We start from the raw sequence: 11,927 nt of genomic DNA on the forward strand, positions 1-11,927 counted from the left end.
AAGGGTATTCGGGAAATCCTCCCGCGCAAAGCCGCCGTTCACCCCTGGTACGCTCGCCGAGGAGGGTTCAGTGGGGGACAGGGCTTTCCGTCCTGGGTGGTGACTCCGGGGCTGGGGTTGTTCAAGGTTAAACTGGGGATGACACATGCGGGGTTATGCGGTTATTCGGGTCGGGGTTGTCGACGACCGTCCGATCATGCTATTAGGCTTTCAGCAGATCTTCTATGAAGCCGCCGATATGGCGCTGGCGGCCTCGGCGGCCACCCTGGCCGAAATCTCGTTGGCCGATCTGGACGTGGTCGTCGCGCGTCGGTCGATCCTCGGTATCGCCGACGCCCAGGACGTGATCGCGGCCGCCCGGGTCGCCGACGTCACACTCGTCACCGTCGTCGACGATCCGCGCGACAGCGGGCCCGAGGTCACCGGGGTAGCCGCCTCGGTCGGCATCGACCTGGCGCCCGATGTGTTCCGCCGCGAGGTGCGGCGCGCCGTCGAGTCCGGCAAAGTGTCCGCCGCGGGCGATGGCGCGGCCGATGGCGCGGCCGATGACGCGGGGAGCAACCTGTCGAGCCGCGAGATCGACGTACTCAAGCTTGTCGCCCGAGGGCTCACGCACGGGCAGATCGGGCGCAACATCGGGATCAGCAGGCACACCGTCGACACCTATATCAAACGGATCCGGGCGAAACTGTCCGTCGGCAACAAGGCTGAACTGACCCGCGCGGCACTGGCCATGGGCCTGTGACGGCACCGCTACGACACCGAAGGAGCAGCCGATGGAACGTGTCGCGGTCATCTACGACGTCGGGGCGGCGACTCCGACGGAGATTCTCGCCAGCCTGCTTGACACCGTCGAGCCGGTGTTCGTCCTGTCCGACTCCCAGCGCGAACTCGCCGAGCTGCTGGCCGATGTCGCCGACGTCTCGACTTTCAACGACGTCGCGGCCCTTGAACCCCGCGGCGTCATCACTTTCAGCGACTACCATCTGGAACGGGCCGCTGACCTCGCCGCGACCCTCGGGCTCCCGTTCCACTCTGTCGACACGGCGCGCAACCTCACAAGGAAGTATCTACAGCGCAACATCCTCAACGCGCACGGAGTCGGCTACACCGCGACCGCTCTGGTGACCAGTGTGGACACCGCGGCACAGGCGGCGGGCGCCGTCGAGTTCCCTGCGGTGCTCAAACCCGACCGTGGTTTCGGCGGCACCGACACGTACCTCGTCCACTCGAGGCGTGAGCTCCTGGACATCGCCGCCGGCCTCTTCGGCCGAGCCGATGGTGAGAGCGACACGGAGTACGTGCTCGAAACGCTACTGCCGGGAATCGACCTCGAACCACCGTGGGGCGACTACGTGTCCGTGGAGAGCGTCGTGCAGGGGGGCACGATCCGGCACCTCGCGGTAACCGGCAAACTCGCCCTGTCTCCCCCCTTCCGGGAACAGGGCAGCTTGCTGCCCGCGGCCCCGCACACGTTCGACCATGCCGAGGTGCTCGACCTGGCCACCCGCGCGTTGGTCGCGCTGGACGTCGGCGACTCGGTGTGTCACACCGAGGTCAAGCTCACCCCGATGGGCCCCAGGATCATCGAGGTCAACGGCAGGCTCGGCCACCCGCTCTACGACCTCTTCATGCGAGCGCACAACATCGACCTGATCCAGGTCGCCACGCAGATCGCGCTGGGGAGGACACCCGCATTCGACCTCACCCCGTCAGACGACGTGGTGTACCACTACTTCGGCCTGCCACCGGTCGGCGCCACCCGCCTGCTGGAGCCCCCGAGCCAGGCCCGTCTGCGCGCGACCCCGGAAGTCGACCACTTCGAGCTCCTGATCAAGCCTGGAACTCCGGTGGACTGGCGACGCGGATTCCGCGAACGCACCTACACGTGTCTCGGCCGCACCGCCACACACGCCGACCTGGCGACGTTCGTGACCGACTTGGACACCACGCTGGGCGTCGAATACGAGACCTGACGCCCCGGACTGACGAACCCGTCCCGTGACCTCGGAGAAGCCGCGGGACCGGGTTCACCGGTTTGCTGGTTCTGGCCCTGACTCGGCGAGTACTGGGTCTGGGCGTTGAACACGTCCTGGTGCACCGACTTGCCAGATATAGGCAGTCGACCGGCGGACCGACAAGGTGACTCATGCCATTGCCTGTAGACGGGGACCGCCTACGCCAAGGCTCGCGGCCACGTACACCGCGGCAGGGAGAGTTTCTGTTTCAGCAGAAGAGTTCGGCGGTCACGTAGTTGGGTTGCCGGGTGGGCGGTTGAGGATTATCTCGCAGGCGCGGGCCATGACCTGCGCTCGGGTGCTGCCGGGGTGGTCGGCGGCCAGGAAGTGGCTGCCGATGGCTCCGCAGAAGGCCAGCAGGCACCGGGCCTCGACCTCCTCGGGGTCGGCGCAGACGGTGCCGATGGCTTCGCGTAGGAGTTCCATGCGCTTGTTGTCCACGCGGCGCAGGCGCCCGGCGACGGCCTGGTCGCGGCGAGCCCAGTCGCGGACGGCCAAGTCGATGGGCAGCAAGCGATCGGAGAAGGTGAGCTGCCCGGCGAGCCAAGCCTTTTCCGTCAAGTCGCCGCCCTCCCGCCCGATCTGATCGAGGACGTCGTCCGTGGTCTCTCGCTCCCATGCGTCGAGCATCGCCTCCAGCAGCGCGCCGCGGTCGGCGAAGTACCCGTAGAACCCGCCTCTGGTCACCCCCAGCGACTTGGCCAGGGCGTCCACCCGCACGGCGTCCACGCCGCCGTCGGCCAGTACCCGTAGGCCTTCGTCGATCCATTTCTCGCGGGGTGTACGCAACGCTCCCATGCTATGGCCCACCTCACTTCGTACCTGGTTGTGCAGTACTGCATAACCGGTCTAACTTGGGTTTATACACAACTGTACAACGTTAGAAGGAGGTAGCGTTATGAGCAGTAGGCTCCCCGGTTCGGCGCACGTCACGCGCCCATGGCGGATCCACGAGATCGCGCCGGACTTCCGGGTGGAGGACGTGTGGGCATTGGACACGCCCGGCGGTCCCGATGGCCTGGCGAGGCTGGCGGACCAGTTCACCGCCGGTCCCGACAACGTCATCGTGCGGGCCCTGCTGGCGATCCGCCTGAAGCTCGGCAAGCCGCTGGGCATGAACCCTCCCACCACCGGCACTGGTGTGTCGTCGCTGCGCGAGCGGCTCCCCGACGACCTGCGTGACCGGCCTGGGCCGGACCTCGGCCCGTACGCCTGCCTGTTTCTGACCGACACCGAATGGGCCGCCCACGCCACCACCGGTGGAGTGGATGCGATCGCGCATCTGGGCTGGGTGCCCGACGACACCGGCGGCTACCGGGGCCAGTGGACCACCCTGGTCAAAACCCACTCCTGGTTCGGCAAGACATACATGGCAGGCATCGCCCCCATCCGCCACCACGTGGTGTACCCGTTGATGGTCCGCTCCATCGCGCGCAACTGGCGAACCTCCGACCCACAAGCCTTAAGGACCACGTCGTGAATGTGATGACCGAGCAGCCAGTCAATCGAGTCTTGTCCCGCGCCACAGCCGTGGGAGCGTGGTTCGTGATCCTCACCGGGGCCGGACACCTACTTGGGTCCATCCTGCCCATCGAGCTCGCTGACGGCGGCGAGGCCGCCGTCCAGGAGGCGATGCGCTCAACGCCGATGGCCCTCGGCCTTGACTCCAACTTCAAACTGCTGTTCGACGCCATGAGCCAGCTGATGTCGGTGATGTTCATCGCCTTTGGCGTGATCACCCTGGCAGTCGCCAGGAACGCTCCCGAGTTGCTGGCCAAGAGCGCGGCGCTCAGGTGGTTCAACGTCGCGGTCGGTCTGACGTCTTTGGCGATGGTGGTCTACGCGCGCCTTCTCCCCCCGATGATCACCATGTCGATCGCCGCCGCCGCGTTCGCGGTGGCATGCTGGTCGAGCCGAAAGCGGCCGCTGACGCGGACTGGCAGTCCGACCTGACACCGGCTCACCCCACTGCGGGACGCGAGAACGGACATGGCAAGTCGGTGGGGTGTCGTTGGTGTGGTCGGCGAATACACCGGTGAGCCAGATGGCGACGTTGACGATGAGTGTTGTGGCGGCGAAGGTGAAGAGGATGAACGTGGGGATGTGGACCGGCCCGTGTTGCGGGTGGAGGAGGAACAGCGGTGTGGCGAGGATGGTGTTCGCGATGTCAGGAGTCCTGCGGTGAGTGTCGCGACGACGTAGCGAGGAGAGTGGAAGGAAGTCCGTAGTACCGGATTGTGCTTGGGCTTTCCGGCAACGCGGCCAGCGGGCGCGACATCCGCGACGCGGGTAAGCATCTGGCGAAACCACAAAGCCCCTGTTGACGATCTGATCGTCGACAAGGGCATTGTGCAATGTGACTGGACTGGTGATTTCTCACCGAGTGGTGTCCGAGAGGATTCGCCAACCGGGCAATCTCCCCTCACACCGCGACACACCGCTTGATTGCTGTCCACAAAGGACCAACGGAATCCTTCCACACGGGCTTCCTGGGTTGCGGGTTACGAAATATCGCTTGGCGCGACCCGTTGACGACGATCTGACACCCCGTCTGTCGGGCCGCGGGTCGCGGATCCAGTAGCGGTGCGCAGCGATACACGCCGTGCGGGCCGGTATCCCTATGGTCGTTGCGAGATTCGAGTGTCGGAGAACGGGCAGCAGACTGGATGGGCGGAACCAGTTGCACGTGTATGTCGGCAGCGTCGAGCTCGGGAACTCACCGGATGCTGACGGGGGTGACGCCGCACCTGCCGTCAGCGACTTCCGGGTCGGCGATGGCCACGTGGCATCACCACCGGAGGACTAGGTTGCAGTCATGACGTAAGGACAGGTCCCGATTTGTGTGCCGCTCGCCGTGGGAGCCCTCGGCGTCGTCTTCGGTCAGCTGATCAACGCATGGTTGGAGAACCGACGCTGGATTCGTGAGCGCGAACGCGAAGATCTCAGGTGGGACCCAGAGCGGGTAAAGACCGGAGGGACGCGTGTACGACGTTCGGACGCAGTGGCGTGGGCATCGCGCGTCGATCTACGGAGACTTCTTGGTCGCATTCGACGTCTTCCACGGCGCAGCCACGGGTCGGGCGCATCTCCTCCACCGAATGAGCGTGCGTCCCGATGCTCAGGCGCACGAGATCGACACCGGGATGTACTTTCTCCATGAAGCCAAGGACTACTTCCCCCGACGGCAAGCTCAAGTCCCGCGCCGATGACGGTGTCCCAAGTCATCACCCGGTTCGACGACCCACCGGAGCCGGTCAGGGTCACCACCAACATGGTCGGCACCTGGGACATCCGCACCATCGGCTGCGGCATCATCGCCTGGCGCCGACTCAAGACCCACTTATAGCGCTACGAATCCTTAGTCTCTCGCCATGGACGCTTGAGTTGCGCGTCCGGCCTGCCCAGTTAGAACCAGGCGGTCGGCCCGAACACGAAGCGTGATCAAGTCCGTGGGGCGGGCAGCATCAACCGCGGTTGGTGTGGCGGGTAGTCGCCACGCACGCACCGTGCATCCGAGCCTGAGCACTCAGGGCTGATGAACATGAAGCCGCTGGTCAGGCGTAAGTAGCCCTGCTACGTCTCGATCACCCGCCGAGTGGGCGGCAAGAAAAGACACCGTCCACTCTTGACGAAACCCTGTTCGTCACCAACTATATGCCCATTAACTAAGCAGTCTTTACTTAACCGGTTGTCAGCGGAGGAGGTGCACCCATGGCGGAGTCGGCCCTCGACACGCCGCACGGCGCTCGGCGTCCGCGTGGCTTGTTCCAGGCGGCGGCGCGGCGGGAGCCCACTCGGCCGACCAAGGCGCGCAACCAGGACACCCGGCTGCACAACCGGTCCCTGGTGCTCGCCACGCTCTACCGTGACGGCGCGATGAGCCGGGCTGACCTTGCTCGGGCATCCGATCTGACGATGCCGACGGTCTCCGCGCTCGTGGCGGATCTCATCGACGATGGGCTGCTGGCCGACATCGGACCACGCTCAGACGTGCGTCGCGGAAAGCCCGCGAACCTCATCGAGGTCGACGACGCGGGCACGAACCTGGTCGTCGTGGACCTCTCGCTCGTCGATCGGTTCGTCGGGGCGGTGACCGACCTACGCGGCCGCGTGGTCGCCCGGGCGGAGCTGGCACTGGGACCCGCCGTCGGGGAGGCGGCGAAGGCCCTGGTGTTCCAGCTCATCGAGCAGCTGATGGAACGCGCGCCGCGCCGTGTGCTTGGCATCGGAGTGGGCTCGCCGGGCATCATCGACGACGGCGGCGTGATACGGCAGGCCGCGCACCTGGACTGGCACGACCTGCCGATGGCCACCGAGCTCAGCGACCGGTTCGAAGTCGCCGCGCACGTGGGCAACGACGTGAACGTCGCCGCCCTCGCGGTTCTGACCTTCCGCACCACGCACGCCCAGAACCTCATGCTCGTCAGCATCGAGCACGGTGTCGGCGCCGCCCTCGTCATCGATGGCGACCTGGTGTGGGGCGAGCAGTTCGCCGCGGGCGAGATCGGCCATGTCACCGTGGATGACGGCGGCGAGGCTTGTATCTGCGGCAAACGCGGCTGCCTCGACCTGCTCATCTCGGCGGTGCACCTGCGCTCCCGAGTCGAGGGCCTGCCCGCGGAGCTCAGGCAGGCCCGACTGGCCGAAGCCGGAAACGCGCTGGGCCTGGTGCTCGCTCCGATTCTGAGTGTGCTCAACCTCAACGAGGTCGTCCTGACCGGGCCCGCTGACCTCATCGAGGGTCCCTTTCTCGCCGCGGCGAACAACACCGCGCGAGCGAGGACCTTGCCTCCGATCAGCAGCTCGCTGACGGTCCGGTCGCTTGCGGGCGACTCGGATCTGACTCTGCTCGGGGGCGTATCACTGGTGCTTTCCCGCGAACTCGGAGTGCTCTGACACCGCGCGCCGCACGACGCGAACCCGATCCCGCACCCAGCGGAGCCGGCGCAATCCTTTCTCCCACCCGCACTCGGTGATCCCTTCGCCGACCCCGCATTCCCCTGGAGTCCAAGTGAAACCAACCCGTCTGGCCGTCGCGCTCGCGCTCGGCCTCACCGCCACCGCCGCCCTGTCCGCCTGCTCCACGCCCGGTTCGGGGGATGCCGGGACCGCGGGTCCGCAGAGCGTCGCGCCCGTCCGCGGCGACGGCAAGACCATCACCGTCTGGGTGATGAATGAAGACTACTCGACCGAGACGCTCACCGCGATCAACGACGAGTTCACCAAGCAGACCGGCGCCAAGGTCAACCTGCAGGTGCAGGACTGGGACGGCATCACCACCAAGATCACCACCGCGCTGGCCACGAGCACCCCGCCGGACGTGCTGGACCTCGGCAACACCCAAGTGGCAAGCTTCGCGGCCAACGGTGGGCTCAAGGACCTGACCCCGTATGAGAAGGACCTCAAGCAGGGCAGGCACTGGCTCAGCGGCCTGGTCGATCCGGCCACTGTGGACGGTCACCTCTACGCCGTGCCCGGTTTCGCCGGCGCCCGCTCGGTGATCTACAACAAGAAGGTGTGGGCCGCCGCGGGCATCACCGCGCCGCCGACCACCCACGACGAGCTGCTGGCCGACCTGGACAAGGTCCGCGCCGCCAACCCCGCCGAGGACTTCTCCCCGCTGTACCTGCCCGGCCAGAACTGGTACGCGGGCATGCAGTTCGTCTGGGACGCGGGCGCCGAGATCGCCACCAACGCCGGTGGCAAGTGGACGCCTGGATTCAGCTCCGAGAAGGCCCAGCAGGGGCTCAACGACTTCAAGGAGTTCCAGAACAAGTACTCCGCCCCCGCGTCGCGAACCGTCGACACCAAGAGCCCCGACCAGCTGCAGATCTTCGCTGACGGCAAGGCTTCCGCGGTCATCGCCACCAGCGGCGCGATCGGCCAGATCCAGAAGGCCAACCCGGCGCTGACCGAAGCCGACCTCGGCAGCTTCCCGCTGCCGGGCAAGTCGGGCAAGAACCAGCCGGTCATGCTGGGCGGCTCGGACTGGGGTATCGCCGCCAAGAGCCAGAACCCGGAACTCGCCGTCGTGTGGGCGAAGATCGCCGTGAGTCCGCAGATCCAGGACACCTGGGTCTTCGGCAAGGAAGGCTGGATCCCCAACAGCTCCGAGGCGATCGAGTCGGCGGCCGCGAAGGTCAAGCCGGTGAAGAAGGGCTTCTTCGACGCGGCACTGACCTCCAAGGCGACGCCCGCGAGCGCGAACTGGGCCGAGATCGAGGGCAAGAAGGACCTGGAGGCGCTGTTCGCCGCGGTCGCCTCGGGCGCCAAGACACCTAAGGACGCGGCGGCGACGTTCGACGCCGCCGCCACCAAGGTGCTCAACGCGTCCAGCTGAGCCCGTGGGGGCGCCCTCGCGACTGCCTTCCGAGGGCGCCCCCACCTCCACTTCCCTTGTAGAGAACGGAGAAAGTCCGTGACCGCCACCACCGCACCGTCGCCCGGGGTGCGCCGCCAGGGAGGACCCGGCCCCCGCGCGTCCCAGCGCAAGCGCCGCCGCTCCCTGGCGCCGTTGTGGCTGCTCTCGCCCGCCGGGCTGGTGATGCTCACCGTCACCATCGCGCCGATCGTGTTCCTGGTGTACACCTCGTTCACCGACTACAACCAGCGCTCTCTGTTCACCGGCAAGTACAGCCTCGTCGGGGTCGAGCAGTACACGGACCTGGCCGCCGACCCGGAGTTCTGGCAGTCGCTGCTGCGGACCCTGTGGTTCACCGCGGCGATGGTCATCGGGAGCGTCATCGTCGGCACCGGCGTCGCGCAGCTGCTGACCCGGCTCGGCGTCGTGCTCAGGCAGGTCGTCACCGTCGTGCTGATCTTCGTCTGGGCGATGCCCACAGTGGCGTCGTCGCTGGTGTGGAAGTGGCTCTTTCAACCCGGCTACGGCGTGGTCAACTGGCTGCTGACCCAGGTCGGCGTGTTCGGCGACCTGACCAACACCGACTGGTCGACCCACCCGGGCCTGGCGTATGTGTCGATCTGGCTGCTGATCGTGTGGCAGGCGGTGCCGTTCATCGCCTTGACCCTCTACGCCGCGCTCACCCAGATGCCGGTGGAGCTGCAGGAGGCGGCCCGCATCGACGGTGCGGGCGAGTGGCGCACGTGGTGGTCGATCACGCTGCCCTACATCCGCCCGACCATGCTGCTGGTCACCCTGATGTCGGTGATCTGGGACTTCAACGTGTTCAACCAGATCTGGCTCGTCTCCGCGGGCGGCCCGGACTCGGCGACCAGCACCCTGGGCATCTTCGCCTACCGCACGGCGTTCGTCAGCTTCCGCATCGGGCAGGGCGCCGCCCTGTCGGTCATCACCACGGTGATCCTCGTGGCACTGAGCGCCATCTACATCCGCCGTCTGCTGCGGTCCGGGGAGGACCTGTGAGCACCATCCAAGCCATGTCCGCCCCCTTGCGCGGGCGCCGGGTCGGCCCGCCGAAGGGCGGCCCGCTCAGCAACACACTCGCGATCCTGTTCAGCCTGGTGTGGATCTTCCCCATCTACTGGATGGTGAACACCGCGTTCAAGCCTCGGTCGGAGGCGCTGACCGAGACCCCGCTGTTCCTGCCCGAATCACCCACCCTGGACAACTTCGACGCGGCGATCAACCAGACGTCGTTCCTGGTCGACCTGCGCAACAGCCTCATCGTCGTCGGGGGGACGGTCCTGCTCGCGATCCTGCTCGGCATCTTCGCCGCCGCGGCCCTGTCGCGGTTCCGCTTCCGCGGCAGGCGCACGATCATGGTCGTCATCCTGGTGGTGCAGATGCTTCCCGCGTCGGCGCTGCTGATCCCGACCTTCATGGTGTTCAACGAACTTGGGCTGCTGGGCACCTACTTCGGGCTGATCCTGGCCTACGTGGCGCTGGTGCTGCCCTTCTCGGTGTGGGTGATGCGCGGGTTCTTCATCGCGATCCCCGTGGAGATCGAGGAAGCGGCCCGGATCGACGGCGCGTCCACGTGGCAGGTGCTCACCCGCATCCTGTTCCCGCTCGTCGCGCCCGGCGTGATCGCCACCAGCATCTTCGCCTTCATCACCGCGTGGAACGACTACCTGATCGCGTACACGTTCATGAAGGACCAGAGCCAGTACACGCTGCCGGTGTGGCTCGCCTCGTTCAGCACGCCGCTGACCGGGACCGACTTCGGCGGGCAGATGGCCGGTTCGGTGATCTTCTCGCTGCCCGTCGTCGTGTTCTTCCTCCTCATCCAGCGCAAGTTGGTGTCCGGTATGTCCGCGGGAGCGGTGAAGGGATGACCGTGTTCTCGATTGTGCCCCGTCCGGAGTCCGTCCAGCGGGGGGACGGTGAATTCCCGCTCGACGCCGCCACCCGGATCGTCGCGGCGGAGCACCTGGTGCCCGTGGCGCACTGGCTGCAGTCCGCTCTACGGCCTGCGACCGGGCTGGCGCTGCCGCTGGCGCAGGACGCGGACCGGGCCATCACCCTCGTGCGTTCGGACGACCTGGGATCTGAGGCGTACCGACTGGACTGCACGCCGTCGGGGATCACTGTGGCAGGCGGGGACCCCGCGGGTGTCTTCCACGGATGTCAAACGCTGCTGCAACTGTTGCCGCCGGCGGTATACCGACGGGCCTTTGTGGACGATGTGCAATGGGCTGTGCCCGCCGTCGCGATCCGGGACACGCCGCGGTTCGGCTGGCGCGGAATGATGCTCGACGTGGCACGGCACTTCATGCCCAAGCACGACCTGCTGCGCCTCATCGACCTGCTCGCGATGCACCGGCTGAACACACTGCACCTGCACCTGACTGACGACCAGGGATGGCGGGTCGAGATCCGCCGCTACCCGAAGCTGACCGAGGTCGGATCCTGGCGGCACGAGTCCCAGCTCGGCGCCGACCCCGACGCGGGCAACGACGGTCGACCGCACGGCGGTTTCTACACCCAGGACGACATCCGAGAGATCGTCGCCTACGCGGCGAGCCGCTTCATCACCGTCGTCCCGGAGATCGACGTCCCCGGCCACACCCAGGCAGCCATCGCCGCCTATCCCGAACTCGGGGTGTCGGGCGAACCCCGGGAGGTCTCACCGCGCTGGGGCATCAACGTCAACGTCCTCAACACCGAGGACACCACCGTCGAGTTCTTCCGCGGCGTCTTCGACGAGATCATGGACCTGTTCCCCAGCCAGTACATCGGCGTCGGCGGCGACGAGTGTCCCAAGGAGCAGTGGCGGGTCGACGAGCGTACGCAAGCACTGATCCGCGAGCGGAGCCTTGCGGGGGAGACCGAACTGCAGGCCTGGTTCATCCACCAGATCGGTGTCCACATCAGCGCCCGCGGCCGCCGGATGTACGGATGGGACGACCTGCTGGAGGGCGACCTCCCCGCGGACACGGTTGTCGCCTCGTGGCGCGGCATGACCGGTGCGGTCACCGCCGCGCGCAAGGGATACGACGTCGTGTCCTGTCCGGACGACCTGGTGTACCTGGATTACCGGCAGTCGGAACTCCCCGACGAGCCGATCCCGTTCTCCATCCCGCTCACCCTCGCCGACGCCTACTCCTTCGACCCCGTCCCGTCCGATCTTGGTCCGGACGAAGCGGGACGGGTGCTCGGCGGCCAGGCCAACCTCTGGACCGAGAACCTGGACTCACCCAGGACAGTCGACTACTTCGCCTTCCCGCGGCTGTGCGCGATCGCGGAAGCGTTGTGGAGCAACGGCGAACGCGACTTCGCCGAATTCGAGCCCCGGCTCGAAGAGCACCTGCACAGGCTCGACGCGCTTGGTGTCGAGTACCGCAGGCGCACCGGCCCGATGCCGTGGCAGACCCGCCCCGGCATCCCCGGAAAGCCGTCCGAGCGCGCCGAGTGGGCCGCGTTCATCGACGGGCTGGTCGCCAACATCCGCCCGAGCTGACCAGGTCACTGGACATTTCGGCGGTGCC

The 11,927-nt window shown here is 66.8% G+C and carries 11 protein-coding genes; 10 read left to right on the forward strand and 1 reads right to left on the reverse strand.

Going from position 1 to position 11,927, the window contains the following annotated elements:
• The first annotated feature begins 196 nt into the window (after positions 1 to 196).
• Positions 197 to 745, forward strand: a complete 549-nt coding sequence (locus GPZ80_RS02370) for a helix-turn-helix transcriptional regulator (RefSeq protein ID WP_187218067.1) — start codon at positions 197 to 199, stop codon at positions 743 to 745.
• 31 nt (positions 746 to 776) lie between these two features.
• Positions 777 to 1,976 carry an ATP-grasp domain-containing protein gene (locus GPZ80_RS02375; RefSeq protein WP_187218068.1) on the forward strand — a complete coding sequence of 400 codons (1,200 nt, stop codon included), beginning with the start codon at positions 777 to 779 and terminating at the stop codon, positions 1,974 to 1,976.
• Positions 1,977 to 2,246: 270 nt separating this feature from the next.
• Here GPZ80_RS02375 and GPZ80_RS02380 read toward each other — a convergent pair whose 3' ends face one another.
• Positions 2,247 to 2,816, reverse strand: coding sequence for a TetR/AcrR family transcriptional regulator (locus GPZ80_RS02380; protein WP_187218069.1), 570 nt, complete (start codon positions 2,814 to 2,816; stop codon positions 2,247 to 2,249).
• 100 nt (positions 2,817 to 2,916) lie between these two features.
• On the opposite strand from GPZ80_RS02380, the gene GPZ80_RS02385 reads away from it, so the two are divergent.
• From GPZ80_RS02385 to GPZ80_RS02420, 8 genes are all read left to right on the forward strand, one after another.
• On the forward strand, positions 2,917 to 3,498 hold the full coding sequence (locus GPZ80_RS02385) for a DUF2867 domain-containing protein (protein WP_187218070.1): 582 nt from the start codon (positions 2,917 to 2,919) through the stop codon (positions 3,496 to 3,498).
• Positions 3,499 to 3,503: 5 nt separating this feature from the next.
• Positions 3,504 to 3,971, forward strand: a complete 468-nt coding sequence (locus GPZ80_RS02390) for an LIC_13387 family protein (protein ID WP_446678420.1) — start codon at positions 3,504 to 3,506, stop codon at positions 3,969 to 3,971.
• 1,252 nt (positions 3,972 to 5,223) lie between these two features.
• Entirely contained in the window at positions 5,224 to 5,364 is a 141-nt protein-coding gene (locus tag GPZ80_RS02395) for a hypothetical protein (protein ID WP_187218072.1), read from the forward strand.
• Positions 5,365 to 5,729: 365 nt separating this feature from the next.
• Positions 5,730 to 6,914 carry an ROK family transcriptional regulator gene (locus GPZ80_RS02400; protein ID WP_187218073.1) on the forward strand — a complete coding sequence of 395 codons (1,185 nt, stop codon included), beginning with the start codon at positions 5,730 to 5,732 and terminating at the stop codon, positions 6,912 to 6,914.
• Positions 6,915 to 7,029: 115 nt separating this feature from the next.
• Positions 7,030 to 8,358 (forward strand): sugar ABC transporter substrate-binding protein, encoded by a 1,329-nt coding sequence (locus GPZ80_RS02405; protein ID WP_222718758.1) that lies wholly within the window; start codon positions 7,030 to 7,032, stop codon positions 8,356 to 8,358.
• Positions 8,359 to 8,436: 78 nt separating this feature from the next.
• A complete protein-coding gene (locus tag GPZ80_RS02410; protein WP_312880064.1) occupies positions 8,437 to 9,402 on the forward strand; it encodes a carbohydrate ABC transporter permease in 966 nt (321 codons plus the stop codon).
• Entirely contained in the window at positions 9,399 to 10,274 is an 876-nt protein-coding gene (locus tag GPZ80_RS02415) for a carbohydrate ABC transporter permease (RefSeq protein WP_312880065.1), read from the forward strand. Before GPZ80_RS02410 ends, GPZ80_RS02415 begins: the two co-directional genes overlap by 4 nt.
• On the forward strand, positions 10,271 to 11,899 hold the full coding sequence (locus tag GPZ80_RS02420) for a beta-N-acetylhexosaminidase (RefSeq protein ID WP_187218074.1): 1,629 nt from the start codon (positions 10,271 to 10,273) through the stop codon (positions 11,897 to 11,899). Before GPZ80_RS02415 ends, GPZ80_RS02420 begins: the two co-directional genes overlap by 4 nt.
• Positions 11,900 to 11,927: the final 28 nt, after the last annotated feature.

Source organism: Actinokineospora xionganensis (assembly GCF_014323725.1).
Classification (GTDB): domain Bacteria; phylum Actinomycetota; class Actinomycetes; order Mycobacteriales; family Pseudonocardiaceae; genus Actinokineospora; species Actinokineospora xionganensis.